The 18,155-nt window shown below is 61.9% G+C and carries 18 protein-coding genes and 1 tRNA gene; 7 read left to right on the top strand and 12 right to left on the bottom strand.

The annotated features are described in order from the left end of the window. Positions 1–17 precede the first annotated feature (17 nt). Positions 18–107, top strand: a tRNA-Ser gene (locus tag ACGYK9_RS01460). 110 nt (positions 108–217) lie between these two features. Here ACGYK9_RS01460 and ACGYK9_RS01455 read toward each other — a convergent pair. From ACGYK9_RS01455 to ACGYK9_RS01435, 5 genes are all read right to left on the bottom strand, one after another. Next, on the bottom strand, positions 218–508 hold the full coding sequence (locus tag ACGYK9_RS01455; RefSeq protein ID WP_067266706.1) for a hypothetical protein: 291 nt from the start codon (positions 506–508) through the stop codon (positions 218–220). Between the two features lie 437 nt (positions 509–945). Continuing rightward, positions 946–1,542, bottom strand: a complete 597-nt coding sequence (locus ACGYK9_RS01450; protein ID WP_394407775.1) for a L,D-transpeptidase — start codon at positions 1,540–1,542, stop codon at positions 946–948. 111 nt (positions 1,543–1,653) lie between these two features. Further along, positions 1,654–2,283, bottom strand: coding sequence for a hypothetical protein (locus ACGYK9_RS01445; RefSeq protein WP_394407773.1), 630 nt, complete (start codon positions 2,281–2,283; stop codon positions 1,654–1,656). A 21-nt stretch (positions 2,284–2,304) separates the two neighbouring features. Continuing rightward, positions 2,305–3,381 carry an FAD/NAD(P)-binding protein gene (locus ACGYK9_RS01440; RefSeq protein ID WP_394407771.1) on the bottom strand — a complete coding sequence of 359 codons (1,077 nt, stop codon included), beginning with the start codon at positions 3,379–3,381 and terminating at the stop codon, positions 2,305–2,307. A 47-nt stretch (positions 3,382–3,428) separates the two neighbouring features. After that, on the bottom strand, positions 3,429–3,998 hold the full coding sequence (locus ACGYK9_RS01435) for a DUF882 domain-containing protein (protein ID WP_067267369.1): 570 nt from the start codon (positions 3,996–3,998) through the stop codon (positions 3,429–3,431). A gap of 331 nt (positions 3,999–4,329) precedes the next feature. On the opposite strand from ACGYK9_RS01435, the gene ACGYK9_RS01430 reads away from it, so the two are divergent. Genes ACGYK9_RS01430 through ACGYK9_RS01415 form a run of 4 tightly spaced genes read left to right on the top strand, consistent with a single transcriptional unit; the run spans position 4,330 to position 8,574 of the window. Then, a complete protein-coding gene (locus ACGYK9_RS01430) occupies positions 4,330–5,946 on the top strand; it encodes a murein L,D-transpeptidase (RefSeq protein WP_394407769.1) in 1,617 nt (538 codons plus the stop codon). A gap of 34 nt (positions 5,947–5,980) precedes the next feature. After that, positions 5,981–7,072 carry a UDP-3-O-(3-hydroxymyristoyl)glucosamine N-acyltransferase gene (gene lpxD, locus ACGYK9_RS01425; protein WP_394407767.1) on the top strand — a complete coding sequence of 364 codons (1,092 nt, stop codon included), beginning with the start codon at positions 5,981–5,983 and terminating at the stop codon, positions 7,070–7,072. A gap of 32 nt (positions 7,073–7,104) precedes the next feature. Next, positions 7,105–7,362 carry an acyl carrier protein gene (locus ACGYK9_RS01420; protein WP_209217782.1) on the top strand — a complete coding sequence of 86 codons (258 nt, stop codon included), beginning with the start codon at positions 7,105–7,107 and terminating at the stop codon, positions 7,360–7,362. Positions 7,363–7,365: 3 nt separating this feature from the next. After that, positions 7,366–8,574 carry a beta-ketoacyl-[acyl-carrier-protein] synthase family protein gene (locus tag ACGYK9_RS01415; RefSeq protein WP_394407765.1) on the top strand — a complete coding sequence of 403 codons (1,209 nt, stop codon included), beginning with the start codon at positions 7,366–7,368 and terminating at the stop codon, positions 8,572–8,574. A 69-nt stretch (positions 8,575–8,643) separates the two neighbouring features. On the opposite strand, the gene ACGYK9_RS01410 is transcribed toward ACGYK9_RS01415, so the two are convergent. Continuing rightward, positions 8,644–9,294, bottom strand: coding sequence for an invasion associated locus B family protein (locus ACGYK9_RS01410; RefSeq protein ID WP_209217784.1), 651 nt, complete (start codon positions 9,292–9,294; stop codon positions 8,644–8,646). 467 nt (positions 9,295–9,761) lie between these two features. On the opposite strand from ACGYK9_RS01410, the gene ACGYK9_RS01405 reads away from it, so the two are divergent. Next, positions 9,762–11,300, top strand: a complete 1,539-nt coding sequence (locus ACGYK9_RS01405) for a helicase HerA-like domain-containing protein (protein ID WP_394407762.1) — start codon at positions 9,762–9,764, stop codon at positions 11,298–11,300. 74 nt (positions 11,301–11,374) lie between these two features. On the opposite strand, the gene ACGYK9_RS01400 is transcribed toward ACGYK9_RS01405, so the two are convergent. The 6 genes from ACGYK9_RS01400 to ACGYK9_RS01375 form a co-directional block, all read right to left on the bottom strand. Beyond that, complete coding sequence (locus ACGYK9_RS01400; RefSeq protein WP_394407760.1) at positions 11,375–12,679, bottom strand: branched-chain amino acid ABC transporter permease; 1,305 nt, start codon at positions 12,677–12,679, stop codon at positions 11,375–11,377. After that, positions 12,676–13,686 carry a branched-chain amino acid ABC transporter permease gene (locus ACGYK9_RS01395; protein ID WP_067261483.1) on the bottom strand — a complete coding sequence of 337 codons (1,011 nt, stop codon included), beginning with the start codon at positions 13,684–13,686 and terminating at the stop codon, positions 12,676–12,678. The genes ACGYK9_RS01400 and ACGYK9_RS01395 overlap by 4 nt, the downstream gene beginning before the upstream one ends. A gap of 2 nt (positions 13,687–13,688) precedes the next feature. Beyond that, a complete protein-coding gene (locus tag ACGYK9_RS01390; protein ID WP_209217788.1) occupies positions 13,689–14,510 on the bottom strand; it encodes an ABC transporter ATP-binding protein in 822 nt (273 codons plus the stop codon). Then, positions 14,507–15,289: an ABC transporter ATP-binding protein gene (locus ACGYK9_RS01385; RefSeq protein ID WP_067266791.1), complete on the bottom strand. Its 783-nt coding sequence runs from the start codon at positions 15,287–15,289 to the stop codon at positions 14,507–14,509. Before ACGYK9_RS01385 ends, ACGYK9_RS01390 begins: the two co-directional genes overlap by 4 nt. Before the next feature lie 88 nt (positions 15,290–15,377). After that, entirely contained in the window at positions 15,378–15,539 is a 162-nt protein-coding gene (locus ACGYK9_RS01380; RefSeq protein WP_394407757.1) for a hypothetical protein, read from the bottom strand. A gap of 147 nt (positions 15,540–15,686) precedes the next feature. Beyond that, positions 15,687–16,871, bottom strand: coding sequence for an ABC transporter substrate-binding protein (locus tag ACGYK9_RS01375; RefSeq protein WP_067266789.1), 1,185 nt, complete (start codon positions 16,869–16,871; stop codon positions 15,687–15,689). 186 nt (positions 16,872–17,057) lie between these two features. Between ACGYK9_RS01375 and ACGYK9_RS01370 the strand changes: the two genes are divergently transcribed. Then, complete coding sequence (locus ACGYK9_RS01370; RefSeq protein ID WP_394407755.1) at positions 17,058–18,155, top strand: PQQ-dependent sugar dehydrogenase; 1,098 nt, start codon at positions 17,058–17,060, stop codon at positions 18,153–18,155.

Genomic DNA, 18,155 nt, shown 5'->3' with positions numbered 1-18,155 from the left:
CTAAACCCCGCCTCAACGGAGCGGTGGCCGAGTGGTCGAAGGCGCACGCCTGGAAAGTGTGTAGGCGGGAGACCGTCTCCAGGGTTCGAATCCCTGTCGCTCCGCCATTTTCCCTTTTTTGCTGAAAGAAGCTGTTGCCTGTCGGGCCATGCGGCTTCACATGTAGAAAAGCCCGGCACCTTTCGGGCCGGGCTCTCTCGGGTCTACCTATGACAGTTTAGCGGGAGTCGTTGCCCGCGCCGTAACCACCATAGGCGAAACCTTCGCCCAAGCTGCTCACGGGGCCGCTGGTCGAGAAGGTGGCGACCGGCGCACTTTCGTCCGAGAATGTTTCCAACCGCAGGTCAGCGGCGCGCTCATTAGGGCGGGTTTCACCGGCATCCGCGGCATGGACGACATCAGCCGTTAGGGACGTGTCCAAGCGCAGGTCTTCGTAGCGTGTCGACTGGCCTGCGAAGCTCGCGGTGGCGATCAGAGTGGCGGCGGCGGTTGCGATAAAGAGTTTCATTGATCTAGTCCTTTCAGGTTTGGGATAGGGCGTCGGCTTTCTCGCTCTGGGGAGAGGCGGGGAGGTCGGGAGGCCCGTTCGATACAATGATATTAAGGCGCAGTGAGGGGCGGTTACAAAGCAACTCGGATCACGGCCCAGTGTTAGAGCGAGACCCGGCGCGATCAGATCGTAACAAATTGACATATCCGCATAAGATACTGATTTTAATAAGTTCTCACCATGCCGCAGAACGGGACTTATGACATTGGCCGGCCCCGCGAAGAGCGTTCAAGACCTGCTACACAGTCGTCGCAGAAACGTGTGTGCCGCCACCGCACCCAAACCTCTTCGGCCCGTGTGAAATGTTTCAATCCTACTGGTCGACCGAGAGGCACAAAAAAAGCCCGAAGCGGATATTCTCCGCTCCGGGCTGCTTGATGTGGCCGAAAGAAAACTCAGCCGATGGGTTCGTAAAGCACCACGCGGGTGTTCATCGGCACGCGGTCATAAAGCTCGGCCATCTGATCGTTCACCAGACGGGCACAGCCGTTCGAGACGCGTTTGCCCAATGTGCTGGGGTCATTGGTGCCATGGATGCGCAAGAAGGTATCGCCGCGCTCTTCGGTAAAGAGATAGAGGGCACGCGACCCCAGCGGATTGTCCAAACCGCCTTCCATACCATCGGCGTATTTCTTGTATTTCTCCGGCTCGCGGTCGATCATACCCGGGGTTGGGGTCCAGCTCGGCCATTCCTTTTTGGCACCGACGTAGAACTCACCGGATTCATAAAGACCAGGGCGGCCCACGCCCACGGTATAGCGCCACGCCATATTGTCGGGCAGAGTCCAGTAGAGCGCGAAATTGTCGGGATCGACGTGGATTTCATAGGGCGGCGCGCCTGCCGCGATTGGCACTTTGCGCGGCATCATCTCTGGCGGCACGTCATAGCTCGGCATTTCCTTGGGCGGATGCGCCAGTGCAGGCGTGGCAAGAACACCGCCGAATGCGGCACCGCTGGCGGCTACACCGGTGATGAAATGTCGTCTCTTCATTGCGTCGTTCCCCTATTCCTCAATCTCGTGTTGAAAGGGAAACCGTTTCAGCGCCTTGCCGTTCCATCGCGCGGGCCGGATCACAAACTGTTGTAGCCAAGCGGCAGCGCGTCAAACCGACAGCCTGTCGATCACGCCCTGCGCCCAACGGTCGGCGGATTGGCCAAAGCAATCGTGCAGGGAATCCACCGCCGTCACACTGCCGAGCGCCAGCCGCCCCAGCACGCAAAGGCCGGGCACGGGGCGTCCGTCAACGGCGCGCAGCGTCCCGTCAGGCGCGGTCGCGGCGGCCAGATCGGATGACAGCGAGGAGAGCAAACCTTGGCAGATGAGATCGGGCAGGGGCGGTGCTGCGATGCTCGAGAGGTTCGGCACAGGCAGCACCGCATCGACGATGACCGAAACCTCCGCCGCGTGCCCCTCCGCCTGCAATGTCCAGCCTTGCGCGCTGTTCGTGATCTCTGGATTGGTGGCGAAGGAAAGATCGACCAACCCCGCGTCGATCAGCGCCAAAAGCTCTCGTGCGGAGGCGAGGGGTGGGCCGTAGGAATATCGTTTCAACCCCTCATCGAAGTCTATCAGCCGCTTGGCTGTCTGGGGCGACGCGCCGCGCGGGTTGAATGCCGCACGCCATGTGTCTTGCCATTTGCGCCAAACCTGCCCGAGCGTGTAGCCAATGCTCGGCGCGACCTCTCCGGCGGCCAAGTCTATCCCATGGCGCAGCGCCTCCATTGGGGGCAACTGGTCCTGCGTGCCGGGGTCTCACCATTCCACCTTGAGCCAGTTCGCGATTTCCGCCACCCGCACATTCTGGGGCGCAAGGATACGCGCGACTACGGGCAGGAGAGCGTCAGAGATCAGCAAAGGCGCCGCCTCGGGTCCCGCATTGACCGCAGCGATGGCGGCTTTTGAGAAGCCCGTGGTCTCTTCCGATGTGGGATCGAACAGCGCGTCGAAGGCGGCATCCTGTGGCTTGGGGAAGGGGGGATGCCCGTTGAGCGAGAAGGGCAGAATGCGGCAGGGCTCCCGGCCCGAGGCATGATAACCCGCCGCATTGAAACGCCCGGCCTGTGCCATGGTCAGACCGCGCAACACGTCATAGGTCGACAGCCCCAAGCCCCGGATCGCGACGTGCTTGCCCTGCCATGCCGCCGCCCGCGCGCGCAGATCTGCCGCTGGATAGGCCTGCGCGACTTCCGCCTCGCGCCGCGCCGCGTGCTCTTGCCACTCGGCCCATTGCGCGTCCGGCTCGACAGGGGGCTGCCCGAGGGTGAGGAGCACTTCGTCATATAGCGCCTCCGCCCCGCTTTCCGACTGCACACGCCAGCCCGCCTCCTCGGGCGAGATGCGGGCCACAGCGGCGGGGATCACCCTGCAAGTCACGCCGGTTTTCGTAAAACACTGGGCAAAAAGATCGTCCCGCCGCGCCATGAGGTAGCGGCCCATTTCGGCGCGGGAGGGGAAACTGTCGGGATCTACGGCGCGGTCTTGCCACTCCGCGAAATGTCCGACCCGCGACCCCTTCGGCGGGCGGATCGCGATATCGCGGTTTGGGATGTTAAGCAGACAATAGGTGGGCTCCGAGGGGGCGAAGTTCGGACCCGCGCCGGGATGGGGGCCGGGTTCATAAATGTCGATCTCAATCCGCCCTTCGGTCCTAGTAAGCCGTTGCGACAGAGCCTCCAACGCGCCAAGGCCGCGCGGCCCGAAACCGATCACCACAATGCGCGCCGCTTCTATCTGCATCTCTCTCCCCGGCATGTGTTTGGCGCGACCGTAGAGCCGTACCACGGCCAGCGAAAGCCCACCGGCGACAAAATCGGGCAACAAAAAAGGCACCCGAAGGCGCCCTTAACAATTCACTCATCCCGATGGAGAGGCTGCGATCAGCCGCCCCAGCTGCGCACTGTGCCGCAGTCCATATGGGTGAAGTTCGAGCCGGAGTAGCGCCCGACACCGCCACCGCGACAAGCCATCGCCGCGCGCGCCACCTGATGCACCGAGCGCGAGGCGAGGCGCAGGTCAGCGGCCTGACCCTTGAGGTGCAGCGAATTCTTGGCCACACCGCTGGAACGGGAGCGCAGCATCGCGTTGGTTTTCGGGCTGCGGTAGCCGGAGAGGAGCATATAGGGCTCGTTCACATCCAGCAGATTGTGCGACGCGGCCATGATATCGATGGTGCGCAGGTCCATGTTGATGACATCGTCGGTCCGCCAGTCGCGCATGAAGTGATTGATTTCGGCAAAGGCGTCTTTGATATAGTGGCCTTCGATCCAATAGATCATGTCCAACCGCTCACCGGTGCGGCCCGAATACATGCGGATGCGGCGAATGTCGCCTGCGCCCCGTAGAAAGCCTGCCGCGTTCGAGAAGGTGGGAGCTGCTGCAACGGTGGTTGCTGCGAATGCGCCGAGAAGGGCGCGCCGGGTCATCCCCGAGGAGCTTTTGCCTGTCATGTGTCTCTGTCCCGTCGTCTGCCTAAGTTACCCAAGATGTTACATGGGCCATTCATCTCATCCCCAGATGCAACATTGTTATTGCATAGCGGGAAAATCTGACCAAGGGCTGAATCGGAATGGTTCCCGAGTGGTTCAAATTTAGGCAAGTTTTTGCGCAATGCGGTTGAAAAACCCAATGTTTGCAGGGGCAACCGATGCGCAATCCGCACAGGCCATCACGCGTTTTTCCTGCGAACGGAAATTTGAATGGACTTGCGCGTATTATTATTGGCAAACCGGACAGGCAATAGGGTCGCGCGGCGGCAATGGTATATTCACGGGGTACGACATGGGATTCAGCGCGACTTTTTCACGGCAACTGTCTAAATTTATCACAGGGTTTGCCCTGTTGATTTCGGCCCTGGTCCTTGCCGCGCCTGCCACGGCGCAGGTTACCGCCTTCAAACAAGCCGTCGCCGAAGCTGCCGCCCAAGACGATGACATCGCCGCCTTCTACCGTGAGAACGATTATACCGCCATCTGGACAGGGGCAGCCGAAGAACACCGCGCGCGCCGGTCGGAACTGATGCGGGCGATCACCACGGCAGATGATCATGGCCTGCCGGTCACGCGCTACAACCCCGATGTGGTGTTGGAAATGCTGCGCACGGCCAAGACCCCGCGCGACCGGGGATTCGCCGAGGTGGAGTTGAGCCGCGTGTTCCTGCGCTATGCCCGCGACGTGCAGACCGGCGTACTGATCCCCAAACGGATCATCAGCCAGATCGTGCGCGAAATTCCATACCGTGACCGCAAGACCTATCTGCAAGACCTGCCCAAATCCACGCCCGCCGCTTATTTCCGCGCCCTACCGCCGCGCAGCCTTGAGTATAATGCGCTGCTGAAAGAGAAGATCGCGATGGAAAAACTGCTCTCGCAGGGCGGCTGGGGCCCCTCGGTGCCTGCAGGCAAGCTTGAGCCGGGCGATACTGGGAATGACGTGATTGCCCTGCGCAACCGCCTGATCGCCATGGGCTTTCTGGAGCGGTCCAATGCCGTGGGCTATGACGCCAGCCTGACCGAAGCCGTGCGCCAGTTCCAAGAGGCCCACGGGCTGAACACCGATGGCGTCGCCGGTCCGGCCACCATGAAACAGATCAACATCGGCGTTGAGCAGCGGCTGCAATCGGTCATGGTCGCACTTGAGCGTGAGCGTTGGTTCAACACCGACCGCGGCAAACGCCATATCCTTGTGAACATCCCCGATTTCTCGGCCAAGATCATCGACGATGGCAAGATCACCTTCCAAACCCGCTCGGTCGTGGGGGCCGCGCGCGAGGACCGCCCGACGCCCGAATTCTCGGACGTGATGGAGCATATGGTGGTCAATCCCAGCTGGTATGTGCCGCGGTCGATCGTCACTGGGGAATACCTGCCGCAGCTCAAGCGCAACCCCTATGCCGTGGGCCATATCGAGATTACCGACAGCCGGGGCCGCAAGGTGAACCGCGGCGCGGTGAACTTCAACCGCTATACCGCGCGGAGCTTCCCCTTCGCCATGCGCCAACCGCCCAGCAAGACCAATGCCTTGGGTCTGGTGAAGTTCATGTTCCCCAACAAATACAACATCTACCTGCATGACACCCCGGCCAAGAGCCTGTTTGCCCGCGATGTGCGTGCCTTCAGCCATGGCTGCGTGCGTCTGGCCGAGCCCTTTGAATTCGCCTATGCGCTGCTGGCCCCGCAATCAGCAGACCCGGAAGGCGAGTTTCAGGCCATTCTGCGCAGCGGACGCGAGACGCGCGTCGTCCTCGAAGAGCAGGTGCCGGTGCATCTGATTTACCGCACCGCTGTGACCAACGCCCGCGGCCATACCGAATACCGCGATGACGTATATGGCCGGGATGCGCTGATCTGGAACGCGCTCTCCAAGGCGGGGGTGGCCTTGCGCGGCGTTCAGGGGTAACTCTCGGGCGCGCAACAAGTAAGGGCCGCCCGAAATGACCTATAGTGTTCAGCAAATCGCCAAAGCCGTCGGCGCCAGCGCCGAGGGCGACATCGAACTCAAGGTAAGTGGCGTCGCGGAACCCGCCAGCGCCAAATCGGGCGAAATGGCGCTGGCGATGGACCCGCGCTATGCCAGCAGCCTTTCCGAAGGCGCTGCCGAAGTGGCGATGCTTTGGGAAGGGGCCGACTGGCGCGCTCTGGGTCTTAAGGCCGCGATCTTGCCCAACCGCCCGCGCTACGCGCTTTCTAGCGTGACGCGAATGCTCGACAAGGGGCAGGGGTTCAAGCCTGGCATACACCCCACCGCCGTGATCGACCCCGATGCCGTGCTGGGCGAGGGCGTCTCGGTCGGTCCCTTGGCGGTGATCTCTGCCGGGGCGCGGATCGGCGCGGGCAGCGTCATCGGGCCGCTGTGTTTTGTCGGCGTGGATGCGACATTGGGCGATGGCTGTTTTCTGCGCGAACATGTCAGCATCGGCGCGCGGGTCACCATCGGATCGGGTTTCATCGCGCAGTCGGGCGTGCGCTTGGGCGGGGACGGTTTCTCTTTCGTCACGGCTGAGCTGTCCACCGTGGAAAGCGCGCGGCAAACGCTCGGCGATCAGGGTGATGCCGCCCCGCAGCCTTGGACCCGTATCCATTCGCTTGGCGCTGTGACCATCGGCGCGGATGTCGAAATGGGCATGGGTTCCACCATCGACAACGGCACCATTCGCGACACGCAGGTCGGCGACGGCACGAAAATCGACAACCTTGTGCATATCGGCCACAATGCGGTGATTGGCAAAAATTGCCTGCTCTGCGGGCAGGCGGGCGTTGGCGGCTCGACCCGCGTGGGCGACAATGTGGTGCTCGGCGGGCAGGTCGGTCTGGCCGACAACATCACCATTGGCGACCGGGTGATCGCGGGCGGGGGGACCATTGTGCTCTCCAACGTGCCCGAGGGGCGCACCATGCTAGGCTACCCCGCCACCCAGATGAGCAAGCAAACCGAAATCTACAAAGCGCTGCGCCGTTTGCCCAAGCTGCTGCGTGATGTCGCGGCCCTGCAAAAGGTGGTTTCCAAAGCCGACAAGGCTGACTAAACCTGCCGCGGACATATGTTGGGGGACGCCGCATGAGCACTCAGGATCAGGTCATTACCATCCTCGCCGAACAGGCCATGATAGAGCCGGAGGATGTCACGCTCGACAGTACGCTCGAAGACCTCGGGATCGACAGCATGGGGGTTGTGGAATGCATCTTTGCCATTGAAGAGACATTCGACATCAACGTGCCTTTCAACGCCAACAGCCCCAGCGAAAGCGATTTCGACATCTCGACCGTGCGCAGCATCGTCGCCGGGGTGGAACGGCTGCAAGCCGAACAGAGCTAAGCGATGCGGCGCGTTGTCATCACCGGCGCGGGCACGATCAACGCTCTGGGCCTGTCGGTGCCCGAGACCTTGGCGGCCATGCGCGAGGGCAAATGCGGCATCGGTCCGCTTGAGTTCCGGGATGTGGAGCGGCTGGCCATCCGCATCGGCGGTCAGGTGCGCGGTTTCGAGGCCGAGGGCCGCTACAACCGCCAACAAATCGCGCTTTATGATCGGTTCACACAATTCACCCTCACCGCCGCCCGCGAGGCGATCGAGCAATCGGGCCTGACCTTCACCGATGACTTGGCCGCCCGCGCAGGGGTTGTGCTGGGCACCGCGGGGGGCGGTGTCTCGACATGGGACGACAATTACCGCGCGGTTTACGAAGAGGGCAAAAATCGGGTGCATCCCTTCGTGGTGCCCAAGCTGATGAACAACGCCGCGGCCAGCCATGTCAGCATGGAATGGAACCTGCGCGGGCCGTCCTTCACCGTCTCCACCGCCTGTGCCTCGTCGAACCACGCCATGGCGCAGGCCTTTGCCATGGTCCGCTCCGGCATGAGCCCGGTGATGGTGACGGGCGGATCGGAATCCATGCTCTGCTTCGGCGGGGTGAAGGCTTGGGAAGGGCTGCGCGTGATGAGCCGCGATGCCTGCCGCCCCTTCTCGGCCAATCGCAACGGAATGGTGCAGGGCGAGGGGGCGGGGGTCTTTGTCTTTGAGGACTATGAACACGCGCGCGCGAGGGGAGCCGAGATCCTCTGCGAAGTCGCGGGGTTCGCCATGACCTCGGATGCCAGCGATATCGTCATGCCCTCCAAGGCGGGAGCCGCGCGGGCGATGGAAGGGGCGCTGGCCGACGCGGGCATCAACCGCGGAGAGGTCGGCTATATCAACGCCCATGGCACCGGGACCGCGGCGAATGACAAGACCGAATGCGCCGCCGTGGCGGATGTTTTCGGCACCCATGCAGACCGGTTGATGATCTCTTCCACCAAGTCGATGCATGGTCATATCATCGGTGGCACCGGCGCGGTTGAGCTTTTGGCCTGTATCATGGCGCTGCGGGATGGGGTGATCGCGCCGACCATTGGCTATGAGGAACCCGACCCGGAATGCGCGCTCGACGTCGTGCCCAATGAGGCACGCGAGGCGCAGGTCGATGTGGCGCTCAGCAATGCTTTCGCCTTTGGCGGGATGAATGCCGTTCTGGCGCTGCGGCGCGCCTGATCCACGCACAACCATAGAAAATGCCGCCCCCGGGGTCGGGCGCGGCATTCAAATCGGTAAAATCCAGTCTTACTGCTCGATCACCGAGACTTCGTCGTAGCTGGCAGTGAAGCCGTCAAGCGAGAGGGTCAGCTTCACTTCCTGATCCGGTGCGAGAGCGGGCACGATGGTCAGCACCGCTTCCTTGCCGCGTTTGAAGGCGCCGATATCGGCATCGGTCAGACCCATGCGCACGTAGCAGCCCACGGGGTTGCAAAAGGCATAGGGGTAGCGGCGGGCCTTGCCACCGTCGACCGACAGGGTCAGCTGCGCGGGCAAGGCGGTCTCAAGCGGGACGACAACCGTGGCACCGGCCTTGGCCTGACCACCGTCGGGCAGACGGAAGAGCGAGACTTCGGCAACCGGCGCGCCTTCGCCATCGGCGAGGAGTTGGTACATCTGGCAGGGATCGACCTCTTCCTCGGTCTTGATGCAGCGCATCTCCCAAGCACCGATCTCCTTCTTGGTGTAGGGCTTGCCCAGATCGGGGTCTTTGTCCGCATCTTCACCGAGGCTCAGCTGCTCTTCGATCTGCGAAGCATTGCCGCTAGTGCCGGGCTGGGGCTGCTGCTCTTCGGTCTGAGCGGTGTCTTCTTCCGTGGCAGTCTGGGCGAAAGCCGTCATCGGGGCCGTCAGTGCAAGCGCTGCACAAAGCGGCAGGGCGGTCATAAACTTGCTCATGTCATATCCACATTTGTTGCGTTATCGCCCCTTACCACGCCGCCCCGGGATTGTCAGTGGCCAGGGCCGCATTTCGATCAAGGTTCGGGCAATTTCATGCCGACCCCGCAATCGCGGTTTTCACGCGATGTCAGAGGCTTAAAGACCAGAAATGCAAAAGGGGACGCAGCGCGCCCCCTTTCCGTGTACTTTCTCCCCGTCGGACTGGGCCGACTTATTAATGCCACGTTAGGCAAGCGCGTGATGCCGGTCAACAGGAAAAATGCGACAATCTGTCAGGGTTTTAGCACGGCCCTCGGCAGAAAAAGGGCCGCACCCGAAGGCGCGGCCAAGTCTAACAGGGAGGAAGTACACCCACCCGATAAAAGGACATGCGGGCGGGATGCCTTCACTATGGCGCGCAAAGGTTAAGTTTGTATGCTCTAGTGGAACGGACGAATGGCTAAAATTGACAGAAAGGCCCCAGCGTGAGCAGTGACATCTTTATCGGCGGCGGCGGTCCCGACCATGCGACCCAGCAATTCCTCGATCTCGGCTATGCCAACCGTCATGGGCTGATCGCGGGCGCGACGGGTACGGGCAAAACGGTGACGCTGCAAATCCTTGCCGAGGGCTTTGCCAATGCCGGGGTGCCGGCGTTCTTGTCGGATGTGAAGGGCGATCTGTCCGGCCTTGCCGTCACGGGGAGCGAGGCCGCCAAACTGCACGGCGCTTTCACCGAACGCGCGGCCAAGATCGGCTTTGACGACTATAGCTATCAATCCTTCCCGGTCACCTTTTGGGATCTCTTTGGTGAGCAGGGCCACCCCGTCCGCACCACGGTTTCCGAGATGGGACCGCTGCTCATCGCGCAGTTGCTCAGCCTGTCCGAGGCGCAGGAGGGCATCCTGAACATCGCCTTCCGCGTGGCCGATGAGGAAGGGATGCCGCTTTTGGACCTGAAAGACCTGCAATCCCTGCTGGTCTGGGTGGGCGAGAATGCAAAGGACTTGGCGCTGCGCTATGGCAATGTCTCGACCGCCTCCGTCGGCACCATTCAACGGCGGCTGCTGGTGCTGGAGAACCAAGGCGGCGCGCAGTTGTTTGGCGAACCGGCGCTGGCGCTCTCGGACCTTATGCGCTGCGATGCCGAAGGGCGCGGGCGGATCAACATCCTCGCCGCTGACAAGCTCATGGCTTCGCCCAAACTCTATGCCACCTTCCTTTTGTGGCTCATGTCCGAGCTGTTTGAGGAGCTGCCCGAGGTGGGCGACCCCGACAAACCCAAGCTCGTGTTCTTCTTCGACGAGGCACATCTGCTGTTCGACGATGCGCCCAAGGCGCTGGTCGACAAGGTAGAACAGGTGGCGCGGCTCATCCGCTCCAAAGGCGTCGGGGTTTATTTCGTGACCCAGAACCCTGCCGATGTGCCCGACGATATCCTTAGCCAGCTTGGCAACCGTATCCAACATGCGCTACGCGCCTTTACCGCGCGTGACCGTAAGGAACTGCGCCAAGCCGCAGAGACCTACCGCGAGAACCCGCGTTTCGACACCGAAGAGGCGATCCGCGAGGTCGGCGTTGGCGAGGCGGTGACCTCTATGCTGCAACGTAAGGGCGTGCCGGGCGTGGTGGAGCGTACCTTGATCCGGCCACCGTCTTCGCGGCTCGGCCCGATCACCGTGGCGGAGCGTGCGGCGGTGCTGGCGGACTCCGATCTGGCGGGGAAATACGAGACCGTGCAGGACCGCGAGTCGGCCTATGAAATGCTGAAGGCCCGCGCGGAGGCGGCGGCCAAGGAGGCGGAAAAGATCGAAGCCGCGGCAGAGGCCGAGGACGCAGCCGCGCGTGAGTTCCAGAAGGCCCGCCGCTATGGCGGGGCACGCAGCGGCGGCAGCCGGTCAAGCCGCAAGGCGACGGACGGTTTCGGGGATGCCATCGCGAGCGCGGTGATTAAAGAGCTGAAAGGCACCACCGGGCGCCGGATCGTGCGCGGTATCTTGGGCGGATTGTTCAAGGGGCGTTAAAGCGGCCTGAGAAGTGAAAAAGGGGCGCGGTATTGCGACCGCGCCCCTTTTTATATCGTGAAGCTCAGCGGGATTTACCGCTCGGGGATCAACCCGCGCGGGCTGAAGCGCAGGACCAGAAGCAGCACGATGCCCATGGTCAAAAGCCGCATATGCGCCGCGCTCTCAATCAGATGGGCCTTCAGGGCCGACCCTTCGGACATGCCCGCGGTGATCAGGTTCATCAGCCACAGGCCCATCGGCTCGACCTGCACCCAGAGGAACCAGATCAGGAAGCCGCCGAGGATCGCGCCGAAGTTGTTGCCCGAACCGCCAACGATCACCATCACCCAAATGAGGAAAGTAAAGCGCAGCGGTTGGTAGGTACCGGGCGTCAACTGGCTGTCCATCGTCGTCATCATCGCCCCCGCGATGCCGCAGATCGCGGAGCCAAGGATGAAGACCTGCAAGTGCCGCGCGGTCACGTCTTTGCCCATGGCCTCTGCCGCGACTTCGTTGTCCCGGATCGCACGCAGCATCCGGCCCCAAGGGGAGTGCAGCGCACGCTGGCTCATCCACAACAGGACGATCAGCACCGCCGCGAAGAGCGCGATATAGAGCAGTTTGACCCAGAGCGTCGAGGCATCCACGGGATCAAAGCCAAGGCCCGCCGCACGTTCCACGAAGGCGGGGTTGTTTTGCAGGTCGATCTCGTAAGGCACGGGGCGGGGCAGGCCGATCACGTTCTTCACGCCGCGGCTCATCCAGTCTTCGTTCTTTAGGACCGCGATGATGATCTCGGCGATCCCCAGCGTCGCAATCGCCAGATAATCCGACCGCAGGCCAAGGGCCGTCTTGCCGATCAGCCACGCCGCGCCAGCGGCAAAGAGGCCGCCCACGGGCCAAGAGATCAGCACCGGCAGGCCAAGACCCCCGAGATAGCCGGTCTGGGCCGGGTTGATCGCCTCGACCGCCTGAACGGCGGGGTCGAGCAGGGCGCGGAAGATGAAGAAACCGATGACCAAGACCGCGATCACCGAAAGCGTGCGCAGCGTGCCCGCGGCCATCCGTTTCATCAGCATGACCGCCGCCACCACGGTGGTCGCCCCAAGCGCCAGCGCCCCCAGAATGGCGAAACCACCGGTGGACCAAGCGCCCTCGGTCGGGGGCATGGAGACCAGCACAGCCGCCAGACCGCCAAGCGCCACAAACCCCATGACGCCCACGTTGAACAGCCCCGCAAAGCCCCATTGCAGGTTCACCCCAAGCGCCATGATCGAAGAGATCAGGCCCATGGCGATGATCAGCAGGGCCGAGTTCCAACTTTGCGCAAAGCCGGTGTAGATGATCATCAAGGCGATGATCGCGAAAAGGATCGTGTTTTTCACAGTCTGGGTCATACCGATTTCCCCTTGAACAGGCCGGTGGGCTTGATCAGCAGAACGATCAGAAGAATGACGAAGCTGACCGCAAATTTGTAATCCGTGCTCATGAGCTGCACCAAACCGTCCGGCTGCAACCCTTCGGGCATCACATAGCCCAGCACCTTTTTCCACGCGTAGGTGATCGTGACCTCGCTAAAGGCGATCACGAAACCGCCCGCGATGGCCCCCACCGGAGAGCCGAGCCCGCCGACAATGGCCGCCGCAAAGATCGGCAGCAGAAGCTGGAAATAGGTGAAGGGTTTGAACGACTTGTCGAGGCCATAGAGCGTGCCCGCAATCGTCGCCAAGGCGGCCACGATCATCCATGTGATCATCACCACACGCTCGGGGTTGATGCCCGACAAGAGCGCCAGATCCTCGTTATCGGAATAGGCGCGCATGGATTTGCCCGCCCGCGTCTTGTTGAGGAACCAAAACAGCAGCGCCACGACGATGATCGCGGTGACGATGGTGATGCCTTGCGTGGTCTTAAAGGCCAGACCTTCGCGCAGGCCAGTCATCTCTTTGAAATCCCGCGCCGACATGATGAAGCGCTGGCCGTCGAGGAAGTTCTGGTCATCCGCGCCGATGATGAAGCGGGTGATGCCGTTGTAGATGAAAGTCACGCCGAGCGAGACGATCACAAGGATCACCGGCTTGGCCTTCTGTTCACGGTAGAACTTGTAGACCACCTTGTCGGTGCCGAGCACCAGCAGCATGGTAAAGGCGATGCCGAAGGGCAGGGCCAGAAGCGCCGTCGGCAGCACGCCGAGGCTCAGACCCATGGACTGGAACAGCCATGTCATCAGGATCGTCGCCATGGTCCCCATGGCCATCGTGTCGCCATGGGCGAAGTTGGAAAAACGGAGGATGCCGTAGACCAGCGTCACCCCAAGTGCGCCGAGCGCCAGTTGCGAGCCATAGGCGATGCCCGGAATGAGCACATAGTTCGAAAGTGCAATGAAAGCGTTGAGCAGATCCATGTTCAGCCCCCCAGAAACGATTTGCGGACTTCAGGATCGGCCAAAAGCTCTTTGCCGGTGCCGGTAAAGGCATTCGCCCCCTGCACAAGCACATAGCCTTTGTCCGCGATTTCAAGCGCTTGACGGGCATTCTGTTCGACCATCAGGATCGGGATGCCGGTGCGGGCGACCTCGATGATCCGGTCGAAAAGCTCGTCCATGACGATGGGCGAGACACCCGCCGTCGGCTCATCCAGCATCAGCACCTTGGGCTGGGTCATCAGCGCGCGGCCCACGGCCACCTGCTGGCGTTGCCCGCCCGAGAGTTCACCCGCCGCCTGATGGCGCTTTTCCTTCAGGATCGGGAAAAGGTCATAGACCTGCGTCATCGTATCGCGAAAGTCATCGCGGCGGATGAAAGCGCCCATCTCAAGGTTCTCTTCGACCGACATGGAGGTAAAGATGTTCGAGGTCTGGGGCACGAAGCCCATGCCCTTGGCCACACGGTCCTGCGGGCTAAGTTCGGTGATGTCTTCACCATCCAGCCGCACATGGCCTTTGCGCATGTCGAGCATGCCAAAGACCGCCTTCATGCCGGTGGATTTGCCCGCCCCGTTGGGGCCGACGATCACCGCGATCTCGCCGCGGTCGACCGCGATGGTGCAGTCATGCAGGATGTCGGGGCCGTTGCCGTAGCCCGCCGTCATGCCGTCACCAATCAGGAAGGGGCCGCCGGGGGCGGGGTGGGTTTTGCCGCTGGCCTTGGGCATGATGCTGCCTTGGCCCTTCGCGTTGCCGACCGACCAATCTTTGTTGCCGCGGTCGCCGTAGGGATCATTGCTCATGCGCCTACCTTGTCCTTGTTCTTCAGACCGGTGCCGAGATAGGCCTCGATCACCTGTTCGTTCGCCTTGATCTCATCCAGCGTGCCTTCGGCCAGAACGTGGCCCTCGGCCATGCAGATCACCGGGTCGCAAAGGCGGCCAATGAAATCCATGTCATGCTCGATCACGACGAAGGTGTAGTTGCGCTCTTGGTTGAGGCGGATGATCGCGTCGCCGATGGTATTCAGCAGCGTCCGGTTCACGCCCGCGCCGACCTCGTCGAGGAAGACGATTTTCGCATCCACCATCATGGTGCGGCCAAGCTCCAACAGCTTCTTCTGCCCGCCCGAGATCTGGCCCGCCTTCTGTTCGGCCAGATGTTCGATGGTCAAAAACTCCAACACCTCATCGGCCTTGGCCTTGAGCGCGCGTTCCTCATTGGCGATGCGTTTGGTGCCGAACCATGTGTTCCACAGCGTCTCGCCCGACTGGTTGCCCGGCACCATCATCAGGTTCTCGCGACAGGACATCGAAGAAAACTCATGCGCGATCTGGAAAGTGCGCAGCAGCCCCTTGTGGAAAAGCTCATGCGGGGGCAGGCCGGTGATGTCCTCCCCATCCATGGTGACGCGGCCCGATGTGGGCTGAAGCACGCCGGCAATTACGTTGAACAGCGTGGTTTTCCCCGCGCCATTGGGGCCGATCAAACCGGTGATCGATCCTTTCTCGATCGACAGGCTTGCCCCGTCGACGGCGTGAAACCCGCCGAAGTGTTTGTGTACGTCGTCTACGACGATCATATGTCCATCCCCGTGTCCGCCACCTTGTGGCTGGTTTTTATTGGTCGTCATATGGGCCGCGCAGGCAGATGCGCGCCGCCATACCTGTTTACAATGTGCTGAGATTCTTGGCAGGGACCGCTGCGGTCCTGATCTGAAGAAAGCCCTGCGCTGCCTTGTCAGAGGCAGATTGCGCCGCATTGCCGAAATCACGTTCAGCAAAATACATGCCCAAAGCCCTGACCGAGACGGCCATACGTTGCTTTTTCATCCTGTCCTCCCAGACGGGACGTGTTTTCCACGTCCTCAATAGGGGATTTGTACTGGCTGCAACCCAGGAAGAAAAGCCGATTTCCTAAGCAAAAGGCCCGATCGCACTGCGACCGGGCCTCTCATGACATTCAGATGGTGGCGCGGATCAGCGGTAGCCGACCGTGACCATCTTGCCGTCCTTCATCTCGATCTCGCGGTAGTTGCCCGCGCTCTCGCCCGGTCCGATCAACTCGACCGCCGAAGCACCGACATAGTCCACGTCGCCGCCGTCTTTGATGATCTGAAGCGCCTTGCCCAGTTCACCCGGCAAGATTTTCTCACCCGGGGCGTTGGCGACTTCCATCACCTTTTCCTTGTACTCCGCCGGATCGTTGGAGCCTGCGGCCTGCATCGCCAGCAGCATCAGCGCCGCCGCGTCATAGGATTCAGGCGAGAAGGCGTTGGTCGGCTCGAAGCCGGCTTCCTTGCCCATCTTCTTGTAGTTGTCCGGGCCTTCGCCAGCAGCACTCGGGTTCTGACCAAAGGAGCCATCCGCGATCTCGGCGAATTTCTCTTCCAACGTGTCGGAGACCATGCCGTCGGGGAACATGAAGACGTCGAATGCACCGGCGTCCAGCGCACCGTTCACGATGCCCGCGCCACCTTGGTCGACATAGCCTGCCACGACCAGAACCTCACCACCGGCAGAGGCCAGCGCGCCGACTTCGGCGGAGTAGTCCGCTTTACCGTCTTCATGCGAGGTGTTGATGGTCACGGTGCCGCCGGATTCCTTATAGGCGGTCTCAAAGCTGTCGGCCAAACCTTTACCATAGTCGTTGTTGGTATAGGTGACGGCGACTTCCTTGATGCCACGGTCGTTCAGGATGTCGGCCATGACCTGACCCTGACGTGCGTCCGACGGCGATGTGCGGAAGAACAGGCCGTTGTCTTCGACCGTCGACAGGGCCGGGGATGTCGCGGAGGGCGAGATCATCACGATGCCGTTCGGAATGGCGACGTTTTGCAGCGAGGCGGTGGTTTCACCCGAGCACATGCCGCCCACGATGCCGCTCACACGGTCGGAGGTGATCAGACGCTCAGCCGATGCCACAGCAAGACCCGCGTCGATACAGCCGGTGTCGCCACGCTCAGACGAAACGGTAGCCCCGTCGAGGAACATGCCGCTCTCGTTAACCTCGGAAATCGCCAGTTCGGCACCGGCGGCCATGTCATTGGCCAGCGATTCCAGCGGGCCGGTGAAGCCCAGCAGAATGCCGATTTTGGTGTCTTCCGCATGCGCGCCTGTGGCGAGCAGAGCAACGGCCGTTGTGGCCATCAGTATTTTTTTCATTTGGTACTCTCCCTTAGTTGAACTCTCGTTCTGATCGAACGTTAGGTCGTGGTTTCGAAAAAGAAAAGGCGATTTATAAAGTGTTTTTTGCGGGCGGGTTTTCGCGTGGACCGGGAACGATGGTGGAAATGGGCGGTGCGCTGGCTATGTCCTGATACAAGCCCCCATGCCCAAAGGAGCCTGCCCATGACCCGCGCAGAACACCTCGTCACCGCCGCCTTCATCAGCCTTGGCAGCCTCTGCGCCGCGGGCGCCGCCACAGCGCAGAGCGGTCTCACGATCACCCCCATGGCCGAGGATCTCGAGGCCCCTTGGGGCGTTGCCCCCTTGCCGGGTGGCGGTCTCTTGGTGACAGAGAAGGCCGGGCGTTTGATCTATCAAAAGGACGACATACGGCACGAAGTCTCGGGTCTGCCGGAAGTGGCCGTGGTCGGGCAGGGCGGTCTGTTGGACATCACCTTGTCCGGGGATTTCGCGCAAAGCCGCCTGCTGTTCCTGACCTATGCCAAACCCCAAGAGGGCGGCGGCGCGGGGACCGCTCTGGCCAGCGCGCGCTTGTCCGAGGATACCCGCAGTCTGGAAAACCTGACCGAGCTTTTCGCCATGAAGCCGGGCAGCAGCGGCGGCCAGCACTTCGGCTCGCGCGTGGTCGAAGCGCCGGATGGTACGCTGCTGGTGACCATCGGCGAACGCGGTGATCGTCCGGCGGCGCAGGACCGCAGCACCCATAACGGCAGCATCATCCGTGTGAACCGCGACGGCTCTGTCCCCGATGACAACCCCTTTGTCGACACGTCCGACGTGCTGCCCGAAATCTGGTCCTACGGCCATCGCAACCCGCAAGGGGCGGGGCTGGATCTGGATGGGCGGCTTTGGGTGTCGGAACACGGGGCCAAGGGCGGGGATGAGGTGAACCGCATCACCAAAGGCACGAATTACGGCTGGCCCGTGATTTCCTACGGTGAACATTATTCGGGCGCGAAGATCGGTGAGGGCACGGCGAAAGAGGGGATGGCGCAGCCCGACTTCTACTGGGATCCTTCTATCGCGCCTGCGGGGCTGATGGTCTACTCCGGCGCGCTTTTCCCTGAATGGGAATGTGACATCTTTGTCGGTTCGCTCAAGTTCGACTATATCGCCCGGCTAAGCGGCAAGCCGCTGGAAGAGGTGGCGCAAATCAAAACTGCCGAGACCGCCCGCGTGCGCGATGTCGTCGAAGGGCCCGAGGGCGGGATCTGGTTCATCTCGGAGGTCAACGGCACCGTCTACCGGATCACGCCCTAA

Source organism: Sulfitobacter sp. 1A15258, assembly GCF_043557045.1.
Taxonomy (GTDB): domain Bacteria; phylum Pseudomonadota; class Alphaproteobacteria; order Rhodobacterales; family Rhodobacteraceae; genus Sulfitobacter; species Sulfitobacter faviae.
Note: the sequence above shows the minus strand (reverse complement) of the source record. Positions and strands in the feature narration are given on the sequence as shown.

What these genes read in the sequence shown, in the direction of transcription:
- ACGYK9_RS01435 (WP_067267369.1), bottom strand. Translation starts at nt 3,998, where the DNA reads ATGACAGGCAAAAGCTCCTCGGGGATGACCCGGCGCGCCCTTCTCGGC.
- ACGYK9_RS01370 (WP_394407755.1), top strand. Translation starts at nt 17,058, where the DNA reads ATGACCCGCGCAGAACACCTCGTCACCGCCGCCTTCATCAGCCTTGGC.
- ACGYK9_RS01450 (WP_394407775.1), bottom strand. Translation starts at nt 1,542, where the DNA reads ATGAAGAGACGACATTTCATCACCGGTGTAGCCGCCAGCGGTGCCGCA.
- ACGYK9_RS01415 (WP_394407765.1), top strand. Translation starts at nt 7,366, where the DNA reads ATGCGGCGCGTTGTCATCACCGGCGCGGGCACGATCAACGCTCTGGGC.
- ACGYK9_RS01410 (WP_209217784.1), bottom strand. Translation starts at nt 9,294, where the DNA reads ATGAGCAAGTTTATGACCGCCCTGCCGCTTTGTGCAGCGCTTGCACTG.
- ACGYK9_RS01390 (WP_209217788.1), bottom strand. Translation starts at nt 14,510, where the DNA reads ATGAGCAATGATCCCTACGGCGACCGCGGCAACAAAGATTGGTCGGTC.
- ACGYK9_RS01420 (WP_209217782.1), top strand. Translation starts at nt 7,105, where the DNA reads ATGAGCACTCAGGATCAGGTCATTACCATCCTCGCCGAACAGGCCATG.
- ACGYK9_RS01385 (WP_067266791.1), bottom strand. Translation starts at nt 15,289, where the DNA reads ATGATCGTCGTAGACGACGTACACAAACACTTCGGCGGGTTTCACGCC.
- ACGYK9_RS01395 (WP_067261483.1), bottom strand. Translation starts at nt 13,686, where the DNA reads ATGGATCTGCTCAACGCTTTCATTGCACTTTCGAACTATGTGCTCATT.
- ACGYK9_RS01455 (WP_067266706.1), bottom strand. Translation starts at nt 508, where the DNA reads ATGAAACTCTTTATCGCAACCGCCGCCGCCACTCTGATCGCCACCGCG.
- lpxD (WP_394407767.1), top strand. Translation starts at nt 5,981, where the DNA reads ATGACCTATAGTGTTCAGCAAATCGCCAAAGCCGTCGGCGCCAGCGCC.
- ACGYK9_RS01375 (WP_067266789.1), bottom strand. Translation starts at nt 16,871, where the DNA reads ATGAAAAAAATACTGATGGCCACAACGGCCGTTGCTCTGCTCGCCACA.
- ACGYK9_RS01380 (WP_394407757.1), bottom strand. Translation starts at nt 15,539, where the DNA reads ATGAAAAAGCAACGTATGGCCGTCTCGGTCAGGGCTTTGGGCATGTAT.
- ACGYK9_RS01430 (WP_394407769.1), top strand. Translation starts at nt 4,330, where the DNA reads ATGGGATTCAGCGCGACTTTTTCACGGCAACTGTCTAAATTTATCACA.
- ACGYK9_RS01400 (WP_394407760.1), bottom strand. Translation starts at nt 12,679, where the DNA reads ATGACCCAGACTGTGAAAAACACGATCCTTTTCGCGATCATCGCCTTG.